Raw genomic sequence first — 25,588 nt, 5'->3', positions numbered from 1 at the left:
ACAGCAGACGCTTAGATTTCGACGGCGAGACTGTCGGCGATCTTCTTCTGCCACACCTGCGGACCGGTGATGTGCACCGACTCGCCGCGGGTGTCCACCGCCACGGTCACCGGCATGTCCTTCACCTCGAACTCGTAGATGGCTTCCATCCCCAGTTCCGGGAAGGCCAGGACCTTGGCGCCCTTGATGGCCTGGGCCACCAGGTAGGCGGCGCCACCGACGGCCATCAGGTAGACGGCCTTGTGGTCCTTGATCGCCTCGATGGCGATGGGGCCGCGCTCGGACTTGCCGATCATGCCCAGCAGACCGGTCTGGTCGAGGATCTGGCGGGTGAACTTGTCCATGCGGGTCGCCGTGGTCGGGCCAGCCGGGCCGACCACCTCGTCGCCCACCGGATCGACCGGGCCGACGTAGTAGATGAAGCGGCCCTTGAGGTCCACCGGCAACGGCTCGCCCTTGTTGAGCATGTCGACCATGCGCTTGTGGGCGGCGTCGCGACCAGTGAGCATCTTGCCGTTGAGCAGGACGGTCTCGCCCGGCTGCCAGCTCTGGACTTCTTCCGGAGTCAGGGTGTCCAGGTCGACGCGGCGCGCACTCGGACCGGCTTCCCAGACGATTTCCGGATAGGCGTCCAGCGGCGGCGCCTCCAGGGCGGCGGGGCCGGAGCCGTCCAGCACGAAGTGGGCGTGGCGGGTGGCGGCGCAGTTGGGGATCATGCACACCGGCAGGGAGGCGGCGTGGGTCGGATAGTCCTTGATCTTGATGTCCAGCACCGTGGTCAGGCCGCCCAGGCCCTGGGCCCCGATGCCCAGTTGGTTGACCTTGTCGAAGATCTCCAGGCGCAGCTCTTCCAGACGATTCTGCGGCCCGCGAGCCTTCAGCTCATGGATGTCGATCTCGTCCATCAGCGATTCTTTCGCGAGTACCGCGGCCTTCTCGGCGGTGCCGCCGATGCCGATGCCCAGCATGCCCGGCGGGCACCAGCCGGCGCCCATGGTCGGCACGGTCTTGAGTACCCAGTCGACGATGGAGTCGGACGGGTTGAGCATGGCCATCTTCGACTTGTTCTCGGAGCCGCCGCCCTTGGCCGCGACGTCGATCTCCACGGTGTTGCCGGGGACGATCTGGTAGTGGATCACCGCCGGGGTGTTGTCCTTGGTGTTCTTGCGGGCCCCGGCCGGGTCGGCCAGGATCGAGGCGCGCAGGACGTTTTCCGGCAGGTTGTAGGCGCGGCGCACGCCCTCGTTGATCATCTCGTCCAGGCTCAGGGTGGCGCCGTCCCAGCGCACGTCCATGCCGACCTTGGCGAACACGGTGACGATACCGGTGTCCTGGCAGATCGGCCGGTGGCCGGTGGCGCACATCCGCGAGTTGATCAGGATCTGGGCGATGGAGTCGCGCGCGGCGGCGGATTCCTCGCGCAGATAGGCCTCGTGCATGGCCTGGATGAAGTCGACGGGGTGGTAATAGGAGATGAACTGCAGGGCGTCGGCGACGCTCTGGATCAGGTCATCCTGCTTGATCACGGTCATGTACGCGCTCCTCTTGGCGGTTTCTTGCGCCTCGCCCACGGGCGGTGGGGAGGCGGGCGCGCAATTCGGGTCGCACGGACCGGGCAGCGGAAGCGCCCGGTCGGAGGGGTGGCCTGGACACACTGAGAAAGGCCTACCCGGCCGGGGCGGCCGACCCGAGAGCGGCGCGGCAGTATAGCCTTTCAGGGGCCAGACGGCACGCCGTGCGGGACGGCTGTGGGCGATCAGCGCCTAGCGGCGTTCCAGGGCCGCGGGGTTGACCAGATCGGTCGGGCGCTCGCCGGTGAGCGCCGCGATCAGGTTGTCCACCGCCCGTTCCGCCATGGCGTAGCGCGTCTCGTGGGTGGCCGAGCCGATGTGCGGCAGGGTGACGACGCTCGGCAGTTCGAACAGCGGCGAGGCCTCCAGCGGCTCCTGGGTATAGACGTCGAGGCCCGCACCGCGGATCTGGCCGTTGCGCAGCGCCTCGATCAGTGCTGGCTCGTCGACCACCGCGCCGCGCGCCAGGTTGATCAGGATGGCGTTGGACTTCATCAGTCCCAGTTCGCGGGCGCCAATGAGCTTCTCCGTGGCGGCCGAGAGGGGCACCACCAGGCAGACGAAGTCGGCTTCCTGGAGCAACTCGTCCAGCTCGCGACGCTGGGCACCCATCTGCGCTTCAAGCTCAGGCTTGGCACTGTTGGCGGTATAGAGAATCGGCATGTCGAAGCCGAAGTGGCCACGCTTGGCGATGGCGGCGCCGATGCGGCCGGCACCGACGATGCCTAGGGTGCGGCCATGGATGTCGGTGCCGAAGTGTTCTTCGCCGATGCCCTTGCGCCAGAGACCGGCCTTGACGAAGGCATCCAGCTCCGGCACCCGCCGGGCAGCACTCATCAGCAGGGTGAAGCCGAGATCGGCGGTGGTTTCGGTGAGCACGTCCGGGGTGTTGGTGAGCAGGATGCCGCGCTCCGTCAGGTAGTCCACGTCATAGCTATCGTAGCCGACCGAGACGCTGGCGATGGCTTCCAGGGTGGTGGCCATCGCCAGCTCTTTCTCGCCCAGTGTGCGACTGGCGCCGATCAGGCCCTGGGCCTTGGCAGCGGAAGCGGCGAAGAGATCGAGGTTGGCACTGAAGGGAATCACCTCGACGGTGAAGTGTTCGCGCAGACGCTCCACCAGCTTTTCGGGCAGGCGGTTGTAGACCACTACGTGCTTCTTGCTCATCGATACCTCGACTCGTGAAAGGTCAGGCCAGGCCGGCCGCCGCGTAGCACGGGCGATCGGGATACTGGCTCAGCAGGGCCTCCAATCCCTCGCGGCTGGGCTCCTGGTTGAATTCCAGACCCAGGGCCTCGCGGTGAATCCCGGTCGCGGCCAGCCAAAGACAATCGATCTCCGCCGCCACCGCACCGGGCACGTCGGTCACCAGGGAGTCGCCGACGAACAGCAGTCGACTGGCGCCCCGTTCTGCCAGCTCCCGCGCCGCGCAGCGATAGGCATAGGGATCGGGTTTGCCATACCAGGTGACCGCGCCGCCCAGTTCGGCGAAGCGATCGGCCAACTTGCCAGCCGCATAGCAGGGTAGACCCCCGGACACCACGTTACGATCCGGATTGGCGCACAGGAAGGGCTTGTCGAGCGCGCCCGCCAGGGGGGCGAAGCGGGCCTCCAGCTCGTCTTCCGGGAAGCTGCCGACCCCCAGGATGATGGCCGCCTGGTCGATGTCGTCGACGAAGCGTTCGCGGATCACCGCGGGCCAGCCGACCTGGCCGGTACCGGGGCCGGACAGGTAGATACCGCCCTGGGTAAAGGTGGGATCCTTGAGGAAGGCATCGATGGCCAACTGGCCGGAAGTCGTCACGCCGGCGAAGAGGTGACGCGGCACACCCAGTTTGACCAGTTCCTCGGCCATGCCCTCGGCATCGCGTGAGGCGTTGCTGAGGAACCACACCGGCTTGCCCTCGGCCGCGCGGCGCTCCAGCCAGGCACGGGCGCCGGGAAAGGTCTCGTAGCCGTCGATCAGCACGCCCCAGAGATCGAGGATGAAGCCGTCGTAGCTGGCCAGGGCGTCGTCCAGTTGATCGAGGCGGAGCAGGGTGGGAGCGGTCATGCAGCGGAGTCCGATGGTGAAGGAGGGAAACGGCAAGCCTAACCGGTTTTGCCGATCGGCTGCCGAAAACACAGACACCGGCCTAGGCCGGTGTCTGTTTGTTGCTCTAGGCGAGGCTTAGCGCGTGGACGCCTTGCCCGCCTTGGCGACTTCCAGGGCCTGGGTGTCGACGCGGCCGTAGATGTCCTCGAAGCGGACGATGTCGTCCTCGCCCAGGTAGCCACCGGACTGCACCTCGATCAGCTCCAGCGGTACCTTGCCGGGGTTGGCCAGGCGGTGCACGGAGGTCATCGGCAGGTAGGTGGACTGGTTCTCGGTCAGCAGGAACACCTTGTCGTCGCAGGTGACCTCGGCGGTACCGGAAACCACGATCCAGTGCTCGGCACGGTGGTGGTGCATCTGCAGCGACAGCTGGGCGCCCGGCTTGACGGTGATGCGCTTGACCTGGAAGCGCTGGCCCATGTCGATGGAGTCGTAGGAACCCCAGGGACGGAAGACTTCCTGGTGCGCCTTGACCTCGTTGCGGTTCTGCTTCTCGAGGGCGTTGACCAGCTTCTTGACGTCCTGGACCTTGTCCTTGTGGGCGATCATGACGGCGTCCTTGGTTTCCACCACGACCACGTCATCCAGGCCGACCAGGGTCACCAGCTTGCCGTTGCCATGCACCAGGCAGTTGCGGCTGTCATGCAGGACGACGTCGCCCTTGAGCACGTTGCCGTTGCTGTCCTTGGCGTGCACGTCCCACAGGGCGGACCAGGAACCGACATCGTTCCAGCCAGCGCTCATGGGTACCACGCAGGCGCGGGTGGTCTTTTCCATGACCGCGTAGTCTATGGAGTTGTCCGGGCAGACGGCGAAGGTGGCGGCATCGATGCTGATGTTGATGCCGTCGATGCTGCTTCGCTCCAGCGCCAGCAGGCAGGTGTCGTAGATGTCGGTGTCGTGCTTCTTCAGCTCTTCCAGGAAACGGCTGGCGCGGAACAGGAAGATGCCGCTGTTCCAGCAGTAGTCGCCGGAGGCTACGTATTCGGTGGCGGTGACAGCATCGGGCTTCTCGACGAAGCGCTCGACACGGGCCACGCCCTCGGGCAGGCCGTCATTGGCGCCGGTCTTGATGTAGCCATAGCCGGTCTCGGGCGCGGTGGCCGGAATACCGAACAGCACCATCTCGCCCCGCTCGGCGGCGGCGGCGGCCTGCTGCAGGGCGGCCTTGAACTGGGCTTCGTCCTCGATCACGTGATCGGCAGGCAGCACCAGCATCAGGTCATCCTTGCCGTCGGCGACCAGTTGCATGGCGGCGATGGCCACGGCCGGTGCGGTGTTGCGGCCGAAGGGCTCCATGATCAGGGCCTGAGGTTTGCACTCCACGGCCTTGAGCTGCTCTTCCACCAGGTAACGGTGCTCGGCGTTGCAGACGATGATCGGGCAATCGATGCTGCCCTCGCAGCCCAGGCGGTTGATGGTCTCCTGGAACATGGTCTGTTCGCTGGTCAGGGCCAGGAACTGCTTGGGGTAGAGCTTGCGCGAGAGGGGCCAGAGTCGCGAGCCGCTACCACCGGACAGGATGACGGGAATCATGGGCGTTACTCCTTCAGCGTCTGCTGATTTATGGCCGCTGTCCCTAGGGTCGGGACGAAGCGTCCGTGCTTCGAAAGGTCAACCGTCCGGAAATCGTGACGGTACAACTTGAACAATGCGGACTGATTGCCATTGGCCATGATGGCCTCCAGCAAGGACCAGACAAAGACAGAATCAAATAGAGGTGGTTCTCAGCGAAGTTTCCTTTTTCCGGAATAACGACGATTTTGAGAGATCCGACAAGGTTTCTTGCCTGGAAAGCCGCCGCCGCGCTGCAACCTTTTTATTGGAGGGAGATGACAGTCTTTCACGGAAGTAGCCCAGGGGTTGTGATCGCCTAGCCACTTCGGACGTACAGGACATAAGGCCTTCTGCCATCCGTCGATTTGCCACTTTACTCATGAGGGGCGTCGCGGAGGAAGACCAGCTTATCGGCCGTCGAGCGATCACCTGCATAGGCATAGCCTTGGTCGGCAAAGTCCCGCAGGTCGTCCACCTGAGTGATGCGCTGCTTGATCACGTGCCGGGCCATCAGGCCACGCGCCTTCTTGGCGTAGAAACTGATGATCTTGTATTCGCCGTTCTTGAGGTCGCGAAATTCCACGTCGACCACCCGGGCCTGCAGGTGGGAGCGGCGCACGGCAGTGAAGTATTCGTTCGAGGCCAGGTTGAGCAGGACGTCATCGCCCTGGGCGGCCAGGTCCGCATTGAGCCACTGGCTGATGCGCTCGCCCCAGAAGGCGTAGAGGTCCTTGCCGCGCGGATTGGCGAACTTGGTGCCCATCTCCAGGCGATAGGGTTGCATCAGGTCCAGTGGGCGCAACAGGCCATAGAGCCCCGACAGCATGCGCAGGTGACGCTGGGCGAAGTCGAAATCGTCAGCCTGGAAATCGTCGGCGGCGAGTCCCGTGTAGACGTCGCCCTTGAAGGCCAGGATGGCCTGCTTGGCATTGGCCGGGGTGAAGTCTGGCGTCCAGCTGCCGAAGCGGGCGACGTTGAGCGCGGCGATCTTGTCGGAGACGCCCATCAGCTTGGCAACATCCGCTGGGGTGAGGTGCTTGAGACCGTCGATCAGCTCGCGGGAATGCTCCAGGTGTTGCGGCAACGTGTGGCGGGAAGTGCTGGGTGGTGTGTCGTAGTCCAGCGTCTTGGCGGGCGAAATCACCATCAGCATCGGGTCGGCTCCTCTTGGCGAGGCGCCATTCTAGAAGCCTGCGCTGCGCTACTCCAGTGCTCGTTGCGCATGGGATCGATAGGTATTGACCGCGCCACCAGGGCGACGTTGCCTGGGCAACCGACGATCGATACCGGTCTTGGAAAAAAACTCGGCGGCGCTAAAAAAAGCTTTTGTGCCCAAGGTCTTTTGCGTTATTACCGAAGTGTCCGTCGCATCTCTCGGGTCCCGTGCCCTCATGTTGGCCGGTCCGTGAACCCGTTGCTGGAGCGACGGCACCTTTCGCTGCGGAGCGTCGTCTTGGCGCTCCGTCGACTGGCTTGCGAGTCAAGCGTTTCTACGAGGTGACCGAGTATGGATGATCACGGACGTTCCCGCCCCACCCAGCCTACGCTCTATGTGCTCGACACCAACGTACTGATCCACGACCCCAACGCGCTGCTCAATTTCGAGGAGCATCACGTCGCCATTCCCATGACGGTCCTGGAGGAACTCGACAAGCTCAAGACGGGTAAACATAACGTTGCCGCCGAATGCCGACAGGCGATCCGGCTGATCGACAGTGTCCTGGCCGAGTCCTCCCCCGAGGACGTCGAGCGGGGCGTACCCATTCCCCGCGGCAAGGGCGAGGCCAAGGGGCGCCTGTCCATCCTCATGGGCCGTCGCGCCGGGCCCATGGCCTGCCTGCCCGACGACATCAACGACAACCGCATCATCAACCAGCTCGTCGAATTGCGGAATCTGCATCCCCAGGAGCGGGTGGTGCTGGTCACCAAGGACATCAACATGCGCCTCAAGGCGCGTGGCTGCGGTATCGCCGCGGAGGACTACCAGACTGACCAACTGCTGGACGACGTCTCCCTGCTGTCCCAGGGTTACCACAACCTGCCGGGGTCCTTCTGGGACAATGTCAGCAAGGTGGAAAGCCGTCAGGAGCTGGGCCGGGTCTGGCACCGGGTACAGCTTTCGGCCGAGTTGCCGCCGTTCAACGTCAACGACTTCGTGCTCGACGAACAGGGCTTCGTCGGCTGGGTCAAGGCGGTGCGCGATGGCGAGGTGATCCTGCTCGACATGCACCAGGAACCCTTGATGCACCAGGAAGCCTGGGGTCTCAAGCCGCGTGACATCTACCAGGCGCTGGCGCTGTTCGCCCTGCTGGAGCCGGACATCCATCTGGTCAACCTCACCGGCGCCGCCGGTTCGGGCAAGACCATCCTGGCGCTGGCGGCGGCCATCGAGCAGACCATGGTCACCAAGAGGTATCGCCGCATCATCGCCACCCGCAGCGTCCAGGGGCTGGACGAGGACATCGGCTTCCTGCCGGGCACCGAGGCCGAGAAGATGGAGCCCTGGCTGGGGGCCATCACCGACAACCTCGAAGCCCTGCACATGGATGATCACAACCCCCACGGCAGCGTGGACTACATCCTGAGCAAGGTGCCGCTGCAGTTCAAATCCCTCAACTACATCCGCGGGCGCAGTTTCCAGCAGAGTCTGATCCTCATCGACGAATGCCAGAACCTCACCCCGCACCAGATGAAGACCATCATCACCCGCGCCGGCAGCGGCTCCAAGGTGATCTGCCTGGGTAACCTGGCGCAGATCGATACGCCCTACCTCTCGGCCACCAGCTCGGGCCTCACCTACCTTTCCGAGCGCTTCAAAGGCTTCAACCACGGGGTCCACATCACCCTGCAGGGTGTACCGCGTTCCGTCCTGGCCGAATACGCCGAGGCTCATCTGTAACGCCCAAGATCCCCGTCCGGCCTCGGGCGGGGATCAAATCCCCGGTCACGGGTCTACAATGGCAGGTCCTTTCCAGGAGTCATGCCGTGCTGACCCATCTCGATTCCCAAGGCCGTGCCAACATGGTCGATGTCACCGACAAGCAGGTGACCTTCCGTGAAGCCACTGCCGAAGCCCGGGTGCGTATGCGTCCGGAAACGCTCGCGCTGATCCAGAGTGGCGGCCATCCCAAGGGCGACGTCTTCGCCGTGGCACGCATCGCCGGCATCCAGGCGGCCAAGAAGACCGCCGATCTCATCCCGCTGTGCCATCCGCTGATGCTGACCAGCGTCAAGGTCAACCTGACCGCCGAGGCGCCCGATGCGGTGCGGATCACCGCCACCTGCAAACTCTCCGGCCAGACCGGCGTGGAAATGGAGGCGCTTACTGCCGCCAGCGTGGCAGCGCTCACGCTCTATGACATGTGCAAGGCGGTCGACCGCGGCATGAGCATCGAGGCGGTGCGCCTGCTGGAAAAGAGCGGTGGCAAGAGCGGCCATTTCCGCGCCGAGGAGCAGCCGGCATGATTCGGGTGCAATTCTTCGCCCGCTATCGCGAGGTGCTGGGCTGTGCCGAAGAGAATCTACCCTGGGAGCCGGACCTGGCCACTGTCGGCGACCTCCGTGAACACCTGGTCCAACGCGGCGGTCTTTGGACCGAAACCCTGGGTGAGCGCGGCCTGATGTGCGCCCGCAATGAAGAACTCTGCGGACTGGCCGAGCCTTTGCGTGATGGTGACGAGGTCGCCTTCTTTCCCACCGTGACCGGAGGTTGACCATGGCCATCCGTGTTCAGGCGACAGCCTTCGACCCTGGCCAGGAGCTCAATGCCTTACACGCTGCCAACACCGGCATCGGCGCGGTAGTGGGGTTCGTGGGCTACGTACGCGACTTCAACGACGGGCGCGACGTGGGCGGCCTGTTCCTCGAGCATTTCCCCGGCATGACCGAGAAGGCCCTGGCGCGCATTGCCGAAGAAGCCCGTCAACGCTGGCCGCTGCTGGGCGTCGACATCCTGCATCGCATCGGCCGGTTGGAGCCGGGCGAGCCCATCGTCTTCGTCGGCACCGCCAGCGCCCACCGCCAGGCCGCCTTCGACGCCTGCAACTTCGTGATGGATTATCTCAAGACCCGCGCGCCCTTCTGGAAGAAGGAAGACACCGCCGAAGGCCCACGCTGGGTGGAAGGGCGAGCCAGCGACCAGGATGCTGCAGGGCGCTGGGCGAAGGACTGAAGAAGTAGGGTGGAAAACCGCGTAGCGTTTTCCACGCGGTGTGCAATGTGGCCGGTGGATAAGGCGAGGCCGTTATCCACCCTACACAAGTCCGGCTGCTCGGCCACCGGGCGGCGGTGGCGCGGGTTGCCTCAACGCTGCCGAGGCACCGGCTTGAGCAGTTCGGCCGGGGGCATTTCGCAGGCGATCTTGCGGCCCAGCAGGGTCTCGATGGGCGGCAGGGCGAAGGCGTCGTCTTCGCCAGCGAAGCTGATGGAGGTGCCGCTGGCCCCGGCGCGGCCGGTACGGCCGATGCGGTGCACGTAGTCGTCCGGGTCTTCCGGCAAGGTGAAGTTGATGACGTGACTGATGCCGTCGACGTGGATGCCGCGACCGGCCACGTCGGTGGCGACCAGCACGCGGATCTTGCCGGCGCGGAAGCCTTCCAGGGTCTTGATGCGCTTGTGTTGGGGCACGTCGCCGGACATCTGGGCGGCGCTGATGCCGTCCTTGGTCAGGCGTTCCTCGATGCGGCGCACCTCGTCGCGACGGTTGGCGAACACCATCACCCGTTCCCAGTTGTTCTGGGCCACCAGGTTATAGAGCAGCCGGTACTTGTCGCTGGAGGAGACGGCGTAGACGTGCTGCTCGACGGTGTCGCTGGCGACGTTCTCCGGCTCGATCTCGACGATGGCCGGGTTGGTGGTCCATTGCCGCGCCAGGTTCATCACGTCGTCGGTGAAGGTGGCGGAGAACAGCAGGGTCTGGCGTTCGCTCTTGGGCGGGGTCTGGCGGATGATTTGCCGTACCTGGGGGATGAAGCCCATGTCCAGCATGCGGTCGGCTTCGTCCAGCACCATGACCTCGACCATGTCCAGGTGGACCTCGCCACGCTGGTTGAAGTCCAGCAGGCGACCGGGAGTGGCCACCAGGATGTCGCAATAGCGGGCTTCGAGCTGCTTGAGCTGCTTGTCGAAGTCCATGCCGCCGACGAAGCTCATGACGTTAAGCCCCGTGTACTTGGCCAGGTCCAGGGCATCGTTGGCGATCTGCACCACCAGCTCGCGGGTCGGCGCGATGATCAGCGCCCGCGGCTCGCCCATGTAGCGCTCTTTGGGCGGCGGGGTGGTGAGCAGCTGGGTGATGGTGGAAATCAGGAAGGCCGCGGTCTTGCCGGTGCCGGTCTGGGCGCGGCCGATGGCGTCCTGGCCCTTGAGGGTGAAACCCAGCACCTGGGCCTGGATCGGCGTGCAATAGGGGAAGCCGAGATCATGGATGCCATGCATCAGGCGCGGATCCAGGTTGAAGTCGTGGAAGCGCGTCTTGCCTTCCTGGGGCTCGACCGCGAAGTCTTCCAGCTTCCAGGTATCGACCGGCTTGGGTTTACGCGGACTGCGCTCACGGCGCGGCTTGGCAGGCTTGTCCGTCTGGGCGCGAGGCTCCTGGGGGCGGGCTTCGTTCGGCTGCTTGGGCTTGCGTGGCGACCGCTCTACCTGAGGCTCGGGCGTGGCGACAGCGGTAGGCGAGGGGGCTGCGGAGGGAGCGCTGGGGATAGCCTGGGGCGCAGAGGGGGCGGTCGGCTGAGCGACGTCCTGGTCTTTGCCCAGAAATTTTTTGAGTGCCTTGAGCACGGAGGGTCTCGATCATGGAAAGCGGAATGAGACCGCAGTGTAAAGCAACCAACGTGCCCGGCAACAACTACCTGCCGAACAGGGGCAAGCTGGGCTCAGCCGCTGATCCGATTTCGCCCGGCGCCCTTGGCCTCGTACAGGGACTTGTCCGCCCGTCCGACCAGTTCGTCCAGGCTATCGGCCTTGCGCATCTGCGCCAGGCCGATGGAGACGGTCACGCCCGGCAGCTTGCCGCAGGGGGAATAGAAGTCCTTGATGTCTGCCAGGCTCTGGCGCAGGCGCTCCGCGATGGCCATGGCTTCGTCATGGTCGATTTCCGGCAACAGGATGACGAATTCTTCGCCGCCATAGCGAGCCATGCTGTCCTTGGGGCGTAACTGGTCCCTCAGGGTATTGGCGACCAGGCAGAGGGCATAGTCGCCCGCCAGGTGACCATGGGTGTCGTTGTAGCGCTTGAAGTGATCGACATCGAGCATCAGCAGGCTGAGGGGCTGCCGATTGAAGGCGCAACGGGTGCTCTCGCGTTCGAACAGTTGCTCGAGACGGCGACGATTGAACAGCCCGGTCAGGGTATCGACGTTGGCATTGCGTTCGGTGTCGACGATCAGTTGGTTACCACGCCGCATCCGCTCGCACAGGATGCCAAGCAGGTTGTGCATGGCCTTGGCCGAGCGCTCGATCAGATCGAGGACCAGATCGCGATGCAGGCAGAGGACCTGGGTATCGGCCTCGGCGATGACGTGGGCACTGGGTCGTTCGCTGTCGAGAAAGCTGATTTCGCCGGAACATTCCCCCGCACTCAATAGATAGATGGGCGGATTTTCCGGAGAGCCCAGATGGACGCGCAAGCGACCCTCCAGAATCAAGTACATGTACTGATTGGTCTGGGCGGGCGAGAGCAGGCACTCACCGGCCACCAGATTACGGGTGGTCGAGCGGGCGATCAGCGCCTCCAGTAGATGGATCTCCACGCCTTTGAACAGGCGCAGCTCTCTCAAGGAGGCAACCGGTACTTCGGCCAACCATAGCGACAAGGGGGCAGCCATCAAGAGATCACCCCACAGGCTGAAAGGAAAACTCGGGCCATAGCTGCTCCATGCACATCACGACCTTCAGGCACCCACACTGGACCGGTCGAGGCTGGCAAAGTTCTTGAGTTTTTCCCTTGCATTGGCTCCGTTAGTGGCCAGATGTCGCAAAGTGTCGACCGGTTGCCAAAATCCCCCGATCGCCGAGTGGGGTCGTTGTCGGCTAGTCGAAACGGTCTTGCAGCCAGGCCTGAATGTGTTGGATTTCCACCGGAATAACCTCATGGCGCATGGGATAGTCGTGCCAGACAGCTTCCACGCCTGTGGCGACCAGGGCCTCGTAGGCGGCACGACCGAGGGCTGGGGGCACGACATCGTCCTGGCTGCCGTGCAGGCACAAGGCTGGAGTGGCGCCGCCCTGGTTGGCGTGGTCGTCGGCGAAGCTGGGCGCATAGGTCGACAACGCTATTACGCCACCGAGCGTCGCGCAGGGGGTGTTATAGGCGGTATGTAGCACCACGGCGCCGCCTTGGGAAAAGCCCGCCAGCACGATCCGTTCGGCGGCAATGCCCAGGGCCCGCTGGTCGGCGATCAAGGCATGCACCGTGGCGGCCGATTCCTCGAGCTGGGCCCGATCGATGGCGCGGGCCGGGTTCATCGCCAGGATGTCGTACCAGGACGGCATGGCCCAGCCGCCATTGATGGTGACCGGACGGGTAGGGGCCTGGGGCAGGACGAAGCGGGTGTGCTTCAGCGTCCTTTGCAACAGTTCGGCGACGGGCTCGAAGTCGTGGCGTGAGGCGCCCAGTCCATGCAGCCAGATGACACAGCTATCGGCGGTAGCGCTGGTGGATTCCAGCACAAGGGGTGAGTTTTCCATGGTTTTGCTCCAATTTGGTGCTCTTAAAAAACGACGTGGTAACAGATGGTGCGCGTACGGCGTGTCGCATTTTCGTAACTTTTTCGAGCGATTTTTTGCTGAGAGTGCACAAACGGCTCGGTTTGCACGGAGAGTGAATTTGTCGCCTTCAGTGGTCCGCAAATTGCCTGAACTAGATTGCGACCAGGTAGTGCACTAACGGGTAACACTGACTCACTGCTTCGTCACGCCTTCTGGCTAGCGCTCATCCAGCCTTGGATGTTGCCTATACCCGTATCGGCGGTCAGGTCGCACGGCAATCAGGCGAGAGACATCGTGCTGCCGTGGGCTGGAATGTAATTCATAAATAATTTGGAGCTTATCGATGAAGATGGTGAAGTCTACCCTGGCAATTCTGACCACCGCCGCTGCTCTGGGCCTGTCCGGCATGGCTCATGCGGGCGCCACTCTGGATGCGGTGAAGAAAAAAGGTTTCGTGCAGTGCGGCGTCAGCGATGGTCTGCCGGGCTTCTCCTACACCGACTCCAAGGGTGATTACAAAGGTATCGACGTGGACGTCTGCCGCGCCGTGGCCGCAGCCGTGTTCGGCGATGCCAGCAAGGTTCGCTTCACGCCCCTGACCGCCAAGGAGCGCTTCACCGCGCTGCAATCCGGCGAAATCGACGTGCTGTCGCGCAACACCACCTGGACCAGCTCCCGTGACGGCGGCATGGGCCTGATGTTCACCGGTGTCACCTACTACGATGGCCAAGGCTTCCTGGTGAACAAGAAGCTGGGCGTGACCAGTGCCAAGCAACTGGACGGCGCCACCGTGTGCATCCAGGCCGGTACCACCACTGAACTCAACCTGGCCGACTACTTCCGTTCCAACGGCATGAAGTTCACCCCCATCACCTACAGCACCTCCGACGAGAGCGCCAAGTCCATGGAAGCCGGTCGTTGCGACGTGCTGACCTCCGACCAGTCGCAGCTGTATGCCCAGCGCATCAAGCTGGCCAAGCCCGACGACTACGTGGTACTGCCCGAGGTCATTTCCAAGGAGCCCCTGGCCCCGGCCGTGCGCCGTGGCGACGACGACTGGTTCACCATCGTCAAGTGGTCGCTGTTCGCCATGGTCAGCGCCGAAGAGCTGGGCCTGACGTCGGCCAACGTCGAAGCCCAGGCCAAGGACTCCAAGAACCCTGACGTCCGTCGCCTGCTGGGTACCGATGGCGAGTTCGGCAAGGACCTGAAGCTGCCGAACGACTGGGCGCTGAAAATCGTCAAGCAGGTCGGCAACTACGGCGAAGTGTTCGAGCGTAACGTCGGCATGGGCTCCGATCTGAAGATCAAGCGTGGTCTGAACGCCCTGTGGAATGCAGGCGGCCTGCAGTACTCCCCGCCGGTCCGTTGATTTCGGCGCCATCGTCGCCGACACCTTTCGGATGTGTAGATTCTCGCCCTGCAGCGCTCGCCGCGCTGCGGGGCGAGGGTTTAATGAGGCTTAGAGATGCAAAACGTTAGTAAAACCTCGCCACCGGTCCGCGGGTCCCTGCTCACCGATCCGCAGGCACGCTCCTGGCTGTTCCAGATCGTCGCCGTGGTCGCCGTGGTGGCCTTCGGCTGGTTCCTGTTCAACAACACCCAGACCAACCTGGCCCACCGGGGGATCACCTCCGGCTTCGGCTTTCTCAACAATTCCGCCGGCTTTGGCATTCCCCAGCACCTGATCCCCTACACCGAGGGCGATACCTACGGTCGGGTGTTCCTGGTCGGCCTGCTCAATACCCTGCTGGTTTCGGTGATCGGCATCGTCCTGGCCACCATCATCGGCTTCGCGGTGGGCGTGGCACGGCTGTCGAGCAACTGGCTGCTGCGCAAGGTCGCCACGGTCTACATCGAGATCTTCCGCAACATTCCGCCCCTGCTGTTGATCTTCTTCGTCTACTTCGCCGTGCTCGCGCCCCTACCGGGACCGCGCCAGAGCCTGAGCCTGGCCGAAGCCTTCTTCGTCAACAACCGCGGCCTGTACATGCCGGCGCCCATCGCTGACGTCGGCTTCGTGCCGGGGCTGATCGCCCTGTTGCTCGCCATCGTCGCCAGCGTGATCGTGGTGCGTTGGGCGCGCAAGCGGCGGCACGCCACCGGTGAGCGCTTCCCGGTGCTGTGGACGGTACTGGCGCTGGTGATCGCGCTGCCGCTGCTGGCGGCGCTGCTGTTCGGCAAGCCGCTGCACTGGGAACTGCCTGAGCTGCAGGGCTTCAACCTGCGCGGTGGCTGGGTGATCATCCCCGAGTTGGTCTCCCTGGCGGTGGCCCTATCGGTCTATACCGCGGCCTTCATCGGCGAAACGGTGCGCGGCGGTATCCAGGCGGTCAGCCATGGCCAGACCGAGGCGGCCAGTTCCCTGGGCCTGCGCCCGGGCCTGACCTTGCGGCTGGTGATCATTCCCCAGGCCATGCGGGTGATCATTCCGCCGCTGACCAACCAGTACCTGAACCTGATGAAGAACTCCTCGCTCGGCGCTGCGGTGGGTTATCCGGAGATGGTGGCGCTGTTCGCCGGTACCACCCTGAACCAGACCGGTCAGGCCATCGAGACCATGGCCATCACCATGAGCGTCTATCTGGCCATCAGCATCAGCATCAGCATCCTGATGAACTGGTACAACAAGCGCATCGCGCTGATCGAGCGTTAAGGAGCGCGTATGAGTAACCAGACCCATACCTTCAAACCGGACCTACCGCCGCCGCCTTCCAGCGTCGGCGCCTGGGCCTGGATCAGAAGCAACCTGTTCTCCAGCGTCGGTAATACCGTGCTGACGTTGTTCGGCCTCTACATCGTCTGGCTGATCGTGCCGCCGGTGGTGAACTGGGCTTTCCTGCATGCCACCTGGAGTGGCACGACCCGGGCCGACTGTGCGCCGGGCGGTGCCTGCTGGGTGTTCATCAAGGAGCGCTTCGGCCAGTTCATGTATGGCTTCTATCCCGATGAGCAGCGCTGGCGGGTCGATCTGACCGTCGTGCTCGCCGTGGTGGGCGCCATCCCATTGTTCCTCGACAGCTTAAAGCACAAGGCCCGCTACGGACTCACCCTGCTGGTGATCTATCCGCTGGTGGCCTTCTGGCTGCTGTACGGTAGCCTGGGCCTGCAGGTAGTGCCCACCAGCGAGTGGGGCGGCCTGATGTTGACGGTGGTCATCGCTGCGGTCGGCATCGTCGGCGCCTTGCCGCTGGGCATCCTGCTGGCCCTGGGGCGGCGCTCCAAGCTGCCGGCGATCAAGGTCATCTCCGTGACCATGATCGAGTTCTGGCGCGGGATCCCGCTGATCACGGTGCTGTTCCTGTCGTCGGTGATGCTGCCGCTGTTCCTGCCCGATGGCATGAATCTCGACAAGCTGCTGCGCGCCATCGTCATGGTGATCATCTTCGAGGCGGCCTACATCGCCGAGGTGGTCCGTGGCGGCATGCAGGCCATTCCCAAGGGGCAGTACGAGGCCGCCGCCGCCATGGGGCTGGGCTACTGGCGCACCATGGGCCTGGTGATCCTGCCCCAGGCGCTGAAGCTGGTCATCCCTGGCATCGTCAACACCTTCATCGCGCTGTTCAAGGATTCGAGCCTGGTGATCATCATCGGCCTGTTCGACCTGCTCAACAGCATCAAGCGCGCCACGTCCGACCCGGCCTGGCTGGGTATGTCCACGGAAGGCTACGTGTTCGCCGCGCTGGTCTACTGGATTTTCTGTTTCGCCATGTCCAGCTACTCCGCCCGTCTGGAGCGCAAGCTGAACACCGGCCACAAGCGTTAGGAGTCATCAGATGAACGTAAGCAACAAGCAGCCGGTCGACAGCAGCAAGGTCATGATCCAGCTCAAGGACGTGAACAAGTGGTACGGCCAGTTCCACGTGCTCAAGGACATCAACCTGACCGTGACCCAGGGCGAGCGCATCGTGCTGTGCGGGCCATCCGGTTCGGGCAAATCCACCACCATCCGCTGCATCAACCGCCTGGAAGAGCACCAGAAAGGCCAGATCATCGTCGACGGCACCGAATTGACCAACGATCTCAAGCAGATCGAGACCATTCGCAGCGAAGTCGGCATGGTGTTCCAGCACTTCAACCTCTTCCCGCACCTCACCGTGCTGCAGAACTGCACCCTGGCACCCATGTGGGTGCGCAAGATGCCGAAGAAGCAGGCCGAAGAGATCGCCATGCACTATCTGCAGCGGGTGCGCATCCCCGAGCAGGCCAACAAGTTTCCGGGGCAACTCTCCGGCGGCCAGCAGCAGCGGGTGGCCATCGCCCGGGCGCTGTGCATGCAGCCGCGCATCATGCTGTTCGATGAGCCGACCTCGGCCCTCGACCCGGAAATGGTGAAGGAAGTGCTGGATACCATGATCGGCCTGGCCCAGGACGGCATGACCATGCTCTGCGTGACCCATGAGATGGGCTTTGCCCGCACCGTGGCCAACCGGGTGATCTTCATGGACAAGGGTGAGATCGTCGAACAGGCCGCGCCGGACCAGTTCTTCGACAATCCGCAGAACGAGCGGACGCGGCTGTTCCTCGGCCAGATCCTGCATTAACGGGAGCGGGGGCGGACCTCGGTCCGCCCCGTCAGCCTGCGAACCCAATCACGGGCGTTCGGCGGGAAGGCGGGCAAAGCACCTCAAGGCGCGGTATCCTCGATATTTGGCGCCCGGTTTCCGGGGTCGGCGGCTAAGGCTCGCCCTGCCGTGCACAGGCTTCTTCGCCGATTTCGCGACGCATCGTTAGAACATGCGCTGCGCCGGGCAGTCGAAGCCGTCATTATAGAGAGACGCCCGTGAACTCCATTTCCCATCCGCTCATGCTGACAAAAGCCAAAGCCTGGAGCGCCCATGCGGTGACTTCCAGCGGTGTGATCCTGGCGCTCCTGGCGCTGCTCGCCCTGGTCGATGGCCAACCCAAGGGTTGCCTGATGTGGCTCGGCATCGCCCTGCTCGTCGATGGCCTCGACGGTACCCTGGCGCGCAAGTTCGAAGTGAAGCGGGTGCTGCCCCATTTCGACGGCTCCGCGCTGGACCTGGTGGTCGACTACCTGACCTATGTGTTCATACCGGCGATCTTCATCTATCGCTTCGTGCCCTTGCCCGTGCATTTCGAGTTGGTGGCGGTGGGCATCATCCTGCTGTCGTCGCTGTTCTGTTTCTGCAATGTGAACATGAAGAGCGCCGACAACTACTTCGTCGGCTTTCCCGCCGCCTGGAACGTGGTAGCCCTGTATTTCTATGTGTTGGACCTGGCGCCCTGGTTCAGCATGGCCGTGGTGCTGGTACTGGCGGCCCTGACCCTGACCCGGGTCAAGTTCCTGCATCCCTTCCGCGTCCGGCAACTGATGGCGGTGAACATCACCGTCACCTCCATCTGGCTGCTCAGCAGCGCCCTGATGGTGTTCATGCATCCCGACAAGCCGCTGTGGCTGATGGTGCTCTGGTTCGCCAGCGGCATCTACTTCGTCGGCGTCTGCGTCTGGCGCACCGCCCGGGAGTGGTTCGCCTGACGGTGAGCGACACTCTCCCACCGCCCCCGCGCGCCTGGTACGTCTACCTGGTGCGCGCCGAGAACCAGGCGCTCTATTGCGGGATCAGCGATGATCCCGAACGCCGCTTCGCCCAGCATCGCAGCGGCCGGGGTGCCCGTTTCTTCGCTTCGAGTCCGGCTCAGGCGCTGGTGTACGTAGAGGCCTGCGCCGACAAGTCGACCGCCCTGCGGCGGGAAATCCAGATCAAGAAACTACCCAAACGAGCCAAGGAAGCGCTGGTGCTGGCCAGCTCCTGCCCGCTGTCCGCGGCTGCCTCAGGAGTGCTGTCATGTCTGAGTTGATTCTGCACCACTATTGGCAATCACCCTTCGCCGAAAAGGCGCGTCTGTTGTTGGGCTTCAAGGGGCTCGCCTGGCGCTCGGTAGTCATCCCGCGCATGTTGCCCAAGCCCGATCTGACGGCCCTGACCGGCGGCTATCGCAAGACGCCGGTGCTGCAAGTGGGCGCCGATGTCTATTGCGACACGGCGCTGATCGCTCGCCGTCTGGATGCGGAAAAAGCGGTGCCTGCGCTGTTTCCGCAAGGGCAGGAGGCAGTCGTTGCCGCCTTCGCCGGTTGGGCCGATTCGGTGGTGTTCCAGCACGCGGTGGCGCTGATTTTCCAGCCGGAAATCATGGGGCCGCGCCTGGCAACGCTGCCGCCGGAGCAGGCCCAGGCCTTCATGGATGATCGCAAGGCGCTGTTCAGTGGCGGCAGCCTGACCCGCTTGACGCCGGAGCAGGCCCGGCAACAATTGCCGACCATCCTGACGCGACTGGAAACGCAACTGCAGCGCAGCGCAGGCGACTATCTGTTTGGTGCTCCGTCGGTCGCCGATATCGCTCTGGCGCATAACTTCTGGTTCCTCAAGACCACGCCGCAACTGGCGCCGCTGATCGACGAGCGACCGGAAATCGCCGCCTGGTATGCACGGGTACTGGGGTTCGGGCATGGAACCCATGAAGAACTGAGCGCTGAACAGGCGCTGGAAATCGCTGAGAGGGCCGAACCGGTAGCCTTGCCGCTCGAACAGGCCGTACCCGTCGAGGGCATTGCCTGGGGCACCCGGGTGACCGTGGCCGCGACCGATTATGGCGTCGATCCGGTCGTGGGCGAGCTGGTCTTTGCCGACAGCGAATGCCTGGTGGTGAAGCGTATTGACGAGCGACTGGGCGTGATCCAGGTGCATTTCCCGCGGCTGAATTTCCGCGTCAGCGCTGCAAGTTAGAGCAGGCGATAGAGCAACGGCGCCCAAGGGCGCCGTTTTGCATTCTGGAATAAGGCGGGCCGATCAGTCGGGACGACGCATGCGGAACAGTGCGGCTTCGGTGATCTCGAAATAGTCGGCCGGTCCACCGCCACGCACGATGGGGCGGGCAGCGGCGGTCTGGTAGATACCGTCCTTGAGCAGGCGCTTGTCGATATGGGCGGCCACCACCTCGCCCAGCACCAGCCATTGGTCCAGTTCGTCACCCGCGGCGGTCTTGAGGCGTATGACTTGGCTCAGCTTGCATTCGAAGGCCACCTGGGCGCGGGCGACCCTCGGTACCTTGACGATGCTGGAGGCGGCGGGCTCCAGACCGGTCAGGGCGAATTCGTCCACTTCCGGCGCCACCGGGGCGCTGCTGGCGTTCATTTCCTCGGCCAGTTCACGGGTGGCCAGGTTCCAGACGAATTCGCCGGTGCGCTCGATATTGGCCACGCTGTCCTTGTAGCCCTGGCTGGAAAAGCCGATCAGCGGTGGCTTGTAGTTGAAGGCATTGAAGAAGCTATAGGGCGCAAGGTTCAGGACGCCGGCTTCGCTGTGGGAAGAAATCCAGCCGATGGGGCGCGGCGCGACGATGGCGTTGAAGGGGTCGTGGGGCAGTCCGTGGCCCTGGCTGGGTTCGTAGGAGTGGTAGTCGATGGTCATCGGGATTCCTTCAGGAGGTGAGTTCCAAGATTTCAGCCTGGACCTGGCCGGCATCGAGGGTCAGGCGGCCGACGCTGATCGGCAGGCGAAAACGCCGCGGACCGGCGCTGCCGGGATTGACGTAGAGTACGCCATCGCGCTCTTCGATCAGCGGCTTGTGCGAGTGCCCGCTGATCACCACCCGTACCGGGGCGTCCACGGCTGCCAGGTCCAGTTCCGGCAGGATGTGCAGCATATGGATGCCAACCCCTGCCAGGATCAGGGTGACGCGCTCGGGGATGTCCTCGGCCCAGGGCAGGTCGTCGTTGTTGCCGCGGACGACCGCCAGGGGGGCGATCGCTCGAAGATCGTCGAGGATCTCGGGCTTGCCAATGTCGCCGGCATGCAGGATGAAATCGCTGCCGGCCAGGGCGGCCACGGCCTCGGGTCTGAGCAGGCCGTGGGTGTCGGCGATGAGGCCGATGCGATAGGGATTGGCCATGGTAGTTCCTCAGTTGGCCTGGACGATGTCCAGGGCCTCGGCGCGTCCCAGCGGCTGACGCAGACGTTGGGCCAGGATGGCGGTGGCGCGCTCTCGCTGGCAGGCCACCACGCCCACTACAAGCTCCTCGGCCAGCAACAGGGCGACGAAGGTCTGGTCGCCGAGACTGCCATCGAGGTGCATGGCATCCCACTGGCGCGGATGACCAAGGTATTCGTATCTCTTGCCGTGATGCAGCGTCCAGAAGAAGGGTACGTCGGCATAGGCTTCGGCGTGACCGAGCAGGTTACGGGCCGCCAGGCGACCGTGTTGCTGGGCCAGGCGCCAGTGTTCGATCCGGGTCGGCTGACCGGTGAAGGGGAAGGTGGCCAGATCGCCCACGGCATAGAGTCCCTCGGCGGCCCTGAGCTGGGCATCCACCGGGACGCTGCCGTCCTCGGCTAGCGGCAGATTGGCCAGGAAGCCGGTCGCCGGGGTGATCCCGGTGCCGACCAGGACCAGGTCGGCGGGCAGGCGGGTGCCGTCCTTGAGTCTGACCTGTTGGACATGCCCGTCACCTTCGAAACCCACCACCTCGTTGGGTGCGTGGAAGGTCACGCCATTGGCTTCGTGCAGGGTCTTGAAGTGCTGACCCAGGGTCTCGCCCATCTGCTTGACGAAGGGCAGGGAGGCGGGAGCGACCACGTCCACGGCCAGGCCCTGCTTGCGCAGGGCAGAGGCGGCTTCCAGGCCGATGAAGCTGGCGCCGACGATCACCGCCCGGCCTTCCTCAAGCAGGTCCGCAAGAATGGCGGCGGCATCGGCTCGGGTCCGCAGCAGGTGCACGCCCTTGAGCGCGGCGCCGGGCACGGCGAGGGGCTTGGGCTCGCCACCGGTGGCCAGTACGCAGCCGTCGTAGTTCAGGATTTGGCCATTGGCCACTTCCACCTGCTGGCTTTCGGCATCCAGCCGCACCACCTCGGTGTGCAGGCGCTCGATGCGCTGCTGGCGGAAGAAGTCCGCGTCACGCAGCGCCGGTGCTTCCTCGGGGGCCTTGTCACCTTGGAGGACGAATTTGGAGAGGGCGGTGCGATCATAGGGCTCGCCCGCTTCACGACCGATCAGCAGGATGCGCCCGCCATAGCCGAATTCACGCAGGGCGGCTGCCGCTGCCGTACCCGCTGCGCCGGCTCCGACTATGACGAACAGCCGCTCGTCGTGTGGGGTTGTCGATGTCGGCGCTGGCAGGGGCTCGGTACCCACCAGCACCTCGCCATCGCGGACTTCCACGGGATAGCGCTGCAGGGCGTCCAGCGCCGGAGGCTCGCAGAGGCTGCCGTCCGCCACGGCAAAGCTCGCCTTGTGCCAGGGGCAGACCAGCCGGCCTTGACAGACGGCGCCGTCCTTCAACGGAGCGCCGGCATGGGGGCAGTTGGCCTGGAAGGCACGCACCTCATCGCCTACGCGCAGCAACAGGATTTCGGTGTCTTCGATCTCGACGGCGGTACCGCGGTCTTCACGCAGGTCGGCGAGGCGCGCGACCGGGTGCAGGGTGGTCATGGGGGTCTCCCGGCCCCTTCTAGGGGGCTCTCTGAATCAGGCTTAGAGCCTGTTCATAACCTCGCGAGCTAGAGCCAAACAAGGCGAAAATGGCTGAGGAAGCGGAGTTTACGAGTGGTAAATGAGCATTCCGAAGCCATTTTCAACGCGGTTTGGCCGACGCGCAGCAGGTTATGAACAGGCTCTTAGGGGATTCGAGAGAGCGTAGCGGCGCCAGGTTCCGCTCAGGTGGCGGGCGGCAGGGGATGGCGGTGGGGGATGTCCGGGGCATCCAGCGGATCGGCGTGGACCAGCACCTCGGCGCGGGGATACTCGGCGCGGATGGCGGCTTCGGCCTCGTCGCACAGCACGTGGGCGCGCGACAGGCTCATCTCGCCCGGCAGCTCCAGGTGCAGTTGCACGAACCAGTGGTTGCCGGAAATGCGGGTGCGCAGGTCGTGAGCGCCCTCGACGCCGGGGACCTGGCAGGCCAGCTGCAGCATGTGTTCGCTGATGTCGGTGGGCAGTTCCTGGTCCATCAGCACGCCGAAGGAATCGCGGGCGATGCCGTAGGCGCTCCAGAGGATGTACAGCGCGATGGCCAGGCCGAACAGCGGGTCCAGCCAGTACCAGCCGAAGCCGGTCAGCGCCAGGGCGATGAGGATGCCCAGGTTGAGCAGCAAGTCGGAGCGGTAGTGCAGGGCATCGGCGCGGACCACGGTGGAATCGGTCTGGCGGATGACGTGTTGCTGGTAGGCCACCAGCAGGCCGGTCAGCACCAGCGAAAAGAGAGTGACGGCGATACCCAGGGCCTGGGCACCCAGCGGTTCGGGCTGTTGCAGGCGACCCACCGCCTGCCAGGCGATGAGCACGGCGCTCACGCCGATGAACACCGCCTGGGCGATGCCGGCCAGGGATTCGGCCTTGCCATGGCCGTAGCGATGGTCGTCGTCCGCCGGCTTGAGGGCGTAGCGCACCGCCAGCAGATTGAACACCGAGGCGAGGCCGTCGAGCAGCGAATCGGTAAGACCGGCGAGCAGGCTGACCGAGCCACTGAACCACCAGGCGACGGCCTTGGCCAGGATCAGCGTCGTCGCCACCGCCACCGAAGCAGCGGTGGCGCGACGCAGGAGCTGCTCGGTACGGTGCGGATCGCTCATCAGGCGCGCGGTGCGAGGCCCAGGCTGGCGAGCTGCTCGCTGCTGCCGCTGCGTTGCAGCAGGCGCGGGTCGTCCAGCGGCAGGGTGCGGCCGGTGGCCTGCTGGATGATGGCCTTCAGGCGCATACGGTCGACGCTGCCGTCGGGGTTCACCGCCTTGTGCAGCTCGGCCGGGTCCACTTCGGCGCGCTTGTTGTCGGGCAGGTAGATGGCGCCGCTGGCGAAGTCCACGCCAAAGGCGATCAGGCCCGGGATGATGTAGAACAGCAGGCCGATGGCATCCAGGGCGACGATGCCCGGATCGATACGACCGCTGCCGGTGATCTGACCACGCCGGTCGGGATAGAACAGGGTGCCGCAGGCGGTCAATTGGGTGAACAGGGCGGCGGCGAGGACGCCACACACCGCACGGGTACGCATCGACATAGACAACCTCCTGTTGGATGAGGCCGACACTATAGCGGCCGGAATCACGGCGGGCGAGACGCTTTATACCGCCCGCCCCGTTGAGACCACCGGCCGTGCCAAATGACGCCCTTGCCCATCGATGTTGTTCTGCCCGCCTTGCGTGATGCCCTCGCCAGCCGCGATGACTGCGTGTTGGAGGTTGCTTGCCCTGCCTTGCCGATCAAGGTCGGTTCCTTTTGAGGGGAGCTAAGTGGGACTGAGTCTGTATAGCACCGCGTACGTGAGTTTAGTCTTAGCTAGAATCTGTTGAGAGTACTTAAGGATTATGTTTTAGCTGTGCCAGCAATTCGTCAGCTCTGAGTCACCCTTTCATAACCGATTAAGTCTCGTCAGAGAGCCGAGATGGGCGACTCCTAATCCTTTCTACAGCCTCGGTGACATGCTTTGGATACTTACCATTGAAGTACTCGAAGGTGAGCGGGTTTGCGGCATAGAAGTGGCAGCAGAACTCGACCCAGTCTTTTGTTTTTAAGGGGCCGTTGATCTTGAAGACTTTGGTCGATCGAGCCTTGACGTGTGTAGGGTTCTTCATCGTCATGTTGAAGTCGGAATCTCGCCGCTGAAAATATTCTTCCTCTGTGAAAAGCTGGATTGCACCGTCGAAGTGTCTGAAGCAATTGGTTGCGAGATCGAACTCGGCATGCAGGTAGCGAGCAGGGAAATATTGCTGTCCTTCAATTTTAATTTGGACATCCTCCGCCTTAATCTCTAGGGCTTGAAAAGATTTTATGCCGTCCGACTCGCTCCATTTGACGTCTAGACAGTACGTGTTGGCAAAAAATATTGAAATGTGCCAGGCTTCGAGGTCCATAGGCGGGCGTAGCTTGACGATTCCAGTTTTGATATTTGCTATGTCCTCATCGAACGGGGCTCCATACCAAGTATCGGCCTCCATATAGCCCAGGCCATCAACGTCTATTCGGACCCGATTTTCGTCAAGGGCAATGTACTTTTCTATACCAGGTCCATCGAATCGCCAGAATAGGTCTATAAACCTTGGCGCCCAGTTGTTAATTGGGTGCATTTCGCGCCGGTAGCAAGGGTGCGCCATTAAAATAAAATCGGGCCCGGCAAAGCACCCTTCGTAATGGTGGCTAGGCGGGAATCGACTCGCGATCTCATTGAAATCCAGCAGTCCGTCGCGCTGTGCCCTTATTGGTCCTAGTAGCACTCTTGCGAGGCCGGGTGCCTTCGCAACGATACCGATAGTCTGAATGTACTCAAATGATTCTGTATCTAGGGATACACCCTTCGATTTGGCAAGCGTGGTGAACGCTGCAATTAGGTCGGTCGCTTTTGTAAGCCGCTCGCGGGCATATTTTTCCATATCCGCTAAATAATGGGTCATTATCTCGTCGTATTTCTGGTCAGTCATATGACTTAGCTCGATTCGTTGATTAATCTTGCTAATGTACGTGAATGGTTCTTGGCTCGGATTGCTGTCTTTACATAAAAGGTACCAGGTCGTTGCCTTAGGGCTGAAGGTGGAGATTTCCTGCCGCTACTGTTTCTAGCAAAAACTGCTGTTGGTCAAAGAGGTGGGCTAATAATAAACGCTTTCTTTCCTGTAACTGTTTTGCTCTCGAAAATTGTTAC

General features: G+C 63.4%; 25 protein-coding genes. 11 read left to right on the top strand and 14 right to left on the bottom strand.

Features of this window, described 5'->3' with window-relative positions; translation table 11 throughout:
- Positions 1 to 11 precede the first annotated feature (11 nt).
- The 5 genes from FAZ11_RS03365 to yaaA form a co-directional block, all read right to left on the bottom strand.
- Positions 12 to 1,532: a fumarate hydratase gene (locus FAZ11_RS03365; protein WP_058773277.1), complete on the bottom strand. Its 1,521-nt coding sequence runs from the start codon at positions 1,530 to 1,532 to the stop codon at positions 12 to 14.
- 231 nt (positions 1,533 to 1,763) lie between these two features.
- The gene (locus FAZ11_RS03360) at positions 1,764 to 2,738 is read right to left on the bottom strand and encodes a 2-hydroxyacid dehydrogenase (RefSeq protein ID WP_058773278.1); all 975 of its coding nucleotides are present in this window, start codon (positions 2,736 to 2,738) and stop codon (positions 1,764 to 1,766) included.
- 22 nt (positions 2,739 to 2,760) lie between these two features.
- Positions 2,761 to 3,624 (bottom strand): TIGR01459 family HAD-type hydrolase, encoded by an 864-nt coding sequence (locus tag FAZ11_RS03355; RefSeq protein ID WP_058773279.1) that lies wholly within the window; start codon positions 3,622 to 3,624, stop codon positions 2,761 to 2,763.
- A gap of 117 nt (positions 3,625 to 3,741) precedes the next feature.
- Positions 3,742 to 5,202, bottom strand: a complete 1,461-nt coding sequence (locus tag FAZ11_RS03350) for a mannose-1-phosphate guanylyltransferase/mannose-6-phosphate isomerase (RefSeq protein ID WP_058773280.1) — start codon at positions 5,200 to 5,202, stop codon at positions 3,742 to 3,744.
- Positions 5,203 to 5,596: 394 nt separating this feature from the next.
- Positions 5,597 to 6,376 (bottom strand): peroxide stress protein YaaA, encoded by a 780-nt coding sequence (gene yaaA, locus FAZ11_RS03345; protein WP_058773281.1) that lies wholly within the window; start codon positions 6,374 to 6,376, stop codon positions 5,597 to 5,599.
- 354 nt (positions 6,377 to 6,730) lie between these two features.
- Between yaaA and FAZ11_RS03340 the strand changes: the two genes are divergently transcribed.
- From FAZ11_RS03340 to moaE, 4 genes are all read left to right on the top strand, one after another.
- Complete coding sequence (locus FAZ11_RS03340) at positions 6,731 to 8,122, top strand: PhoH family protein (protein ID WP_058760242.1); 1,392 nt, start codon at positions 6,731 to 6,733, stop codon at positions 8,120 to 8,122.
- A gap of 86 nt (positions 8,123 to 8,208) precedes the next feature.
- Positions 8,209 to 8,688, top strand: coding sequence for a cyclic pyranopterin monophosphate synthase MoaC (moaC, locus tag FAZ11_RS03335; RefSeq protein WP_058773282.1), 480 nt, complete (start codon positions 8,209 to 8,211; stop codon positions 8,686 to 8,688).
- Positions 8,685 to 8,936, top strand: coding sequence for a MoaD/ThiS family protein (locus tag FAZ11_RS03330; RefSeq protein ID WP_058768174.1), 252 nt, complete (start codon positions 8,685 to 8,687; stop codon positions 8,934 to 8,936). The genes moaC and FAZ11_RS03330 overlap by 4 nt, the downstream gene beginning before the upstream one ends.
- A 2-nt stretch (positions 8,937 to 8,938) precedes the next feature.
- Complete coding sequence (moaE, locus tag FAZ11_RS03325; RefSeq protein WP_058773283.1) at positions 8,939 to 9,394, top strand: molybdopterin synthase catalytic subunit MoaE; 456 nt, start codon at positions 8,939 to 8,941, stop codon at positions 9,392 to 9,394.
- Between the two features lie 131 nt (positions 9,395 to 9,525).
- Here moaE and rhlB read toward each other — a convergent pair whose 3' ends face one another.
- The 3 genes from rhlB to FAZ11_RS03310 form a co-directional block, all read right to left on the bottom strand.
- Positions 9,526 to 11,004: an ATP-dependent RNA helicase RhlB gene (rhlB, locus tag FAZ11_RS03320; protein ID WP_058768176.1), complete on the bottom strand. Its 1,479-nt coding sequence runs from the start codon at positions 11,002 to 11,004 to the stop codon at positions 9,526 to 9,528.
- Positions 11,005 to 11,099: 95 nt separating this feature from the next.
- Entirely contained in the window at positions 11,100 to 12,050 is a 951-nt protein-coding gene (locus FAZ11_RS03315) for a GGDEF domain-containing protein (RefSeq protein WP_058763303.1), read from the bottom strand.
- A 205-nt stretch (positions 12,051 to 12,255) separates the two neighbouring features.
- A complete protein-coding gene (locus tag FAZ11_RS03310; RefSeq protein ID WP_058763304.1) occupies positions 12,256 to 12,912 on the bottom strand; it encodes an alpha/beta hydrolase in 657 nt (218 codons plus the stop codon).
- Positions 12,913 to 13,276: 364 nt separating this feature from the next.
- On the opposite strand from FAZ11_RS03310, the gene FAZ11_RS03305 reads away from it, so the two are divergent.
- From FAZ11_RS03305 to FAZ11_RS03275, 7 genes are all read left to right on the top strand, one after another.
- Entirely contained in the window at positions 13,277 to 14,305 is a 1,029-nt protein-coding gene (locus FAZ11_RS03305) for an amino acid ABC transporter substrate-binding protein (protein WP_058768178.1), read from the top strand.
- A gap of 96 nt (positions 14,306 to 14,401) precedes the next feature.
- Positions 14,402 to 15,589 (top strand): amino acid ABC transporter permease, encoded by a 1,188-nt coding sequence (locus FAZ11_RS03300; protein WP_058763308.1) that lies wholly within the window; start codon positions 14,402 to 14,404, stop codon positions 15,587 to 15,589.
- Positions 15,590 to 15,598: 9 nt separating this feature from the next.
- Positions 15,599 to 16,699, top strand: a complete 1,101-nt coding sequence (locus tag FAZ11_RS03295) for an amino acid ABC transporter permease (protein WP_058773284.1) — start codon at positions 15,599 to 15,601, stop codon at positions 16,697 to 16,699.
- Positions 16,700 to 16,709: 10 nt separating this feature from the next.
- A complete protein-coding gene (locus FAZ11_RS03290) occupies positions 16,710 to 17,477 on the top strand; it encodes an amino acid ABC transporter ATP-binding protein (RefSeq protein ID WP_058763313.1) in 768 nt (255 codons plus the stop codon).
- A gap of 263 nt (positions 17,478 to 17,740) precedes the next feature.
- The gene (gene pcsA / locus FAZ11_RS03285) at positions 17,741 to 18,433 is read left to right on the top strand and encodes a phosphatidylcholine synthase (protein WP_137279084.1); all 693 of its coding nucleotides are present in this window, start codon (positions 17,741 to 17,743) and stop codon (positions 18,431 to 18,433) included.
- A 2-nt stretch (positions 18,434 to 18,435) separates the two neighbouring features.
- Positions 18,436 to 18,756, top strand: a complete 321-nt coding sequence (locus FAZ11_RS03280) for a GIY-YIG nuclease family protein (protein WP_058782391.1) — start codon at positions 18,436 to 18,438, stop codon at positions 18,754 to 18,756.
- Positions 18,744 to 19,682: a glutathione S-transferase family protein gene (locus FAZ11_RS03275; protein WP_058782390.1), complete on the top strand. Its 939-nt coding sequence runs from the start codon at positions 18,744 to 18,746 to the stop codon at positions 19,680 to 19,682. Before FAZ11_RS03280 ends, FAZ11_RS03275 begins: the two co-directional genes overlap by 13 nt.
- 63 nt (positions 19,683 to 19,745) lie before the next feature.
- Here FAZ11_RS03275 and FAZ11_RS03270 read toward each other — a convergent pair whose 3' ends face one another.
- From FAZ11_RS03270 to FAZ11_RS03240, 6 genes are all read right to left on the bottom strand, one after another.
- Positions 19,746 to 20,366, bottom strand: a complete 621-nt coding sequence (locus tag FAZ11_RS03270; protein WP_058782389.1) for a flavin reductase family protein — start codon at positions 20,364 to 20,366, stop codon at positions 19,746 to 19,748.
- Positions 20,367 to 20,376: 10 nt separating this feature from the next.
- Positions 20,377 to 20,847 (bottom strand): metallophosphoesterase family protein, encoded by a 471-nt coding sequence (locus FAZ11_RS03265; RefSeq protein ID WP_058782388.1) that lies wholly within the window; start codon positions 20,845 to 20,847, stop codon positions 20,377 to 20,379.
- Positions 20,848 to 20,856: 9 nt separating this feature from the next.
- A complete protein-coding gene (locus FAZ11_RS03260) occupies positions 20,857 to 22,386 on the bottom strand; it encodes an FAD-dependent oxidoreductase (RefSeq protein ID WP_058782387.1) in 1,530 nt (509 codons plus the stop codon).
- Positions 22,387 to 22,610: 224 nt separating this feature from the next.
- The gene (locus FAZ11_RS03255) at positions 22,611 to 23,525 is read right to left on the bottom strand and encodes a cation diffusion facilitator family transporter (RefSeq protein WP_058763327.1); all 915 of its coding nucleotides are present in this window, start codon (positions 23,523 to 23,525) and stop codon (positions 22,611 to 22,613) included.
- Positions 23,525 to 23,950: a hypothetical protein gene (locus tag FAZ11_RS03250; protein ID WP_058763329.1), complete on the bottom strand. Its 426-nt coding sequence runs from the start codon at positions 23,948 to 23,950 to the stop codon at positions 23,525 to 23,527. Before FAZ11_RS03250 ends, FAZ11_RS03255 begins: the two co-directional genes overlap by 1 nt.
- Before the next feature lie 361 nt (positions 23,951 to 24,311).
- A complete protein-coding gene (locus FAZ11_RS03240) occupies positions 24,312 to 25,367 on the bottom strand; it encodes a hypothetical protein (RefSeq protein WP_058773288.1) in 1,056 nt (351 codons plus the stop codon).
- Positions 25,368 to 25,588 lie beyond the last annotated feature (221 nt).

This window comes from Pseudomonas rhizoryzae (genome assembly GCF_005250615.1).
In the GTDB taxonomy this organism is placed as follows: Bacteria; Pseudomonadota; Gammaproteobacteria; order Pseudomonadales; family Pseudomonadaceae; genus Chryseomonas; species Chryseomonas rhizoryzae.
Note: the sequence above shows the minus strand (reverse complement) of the source record. Positions and strands in the feature narration are given on the sequence as shown.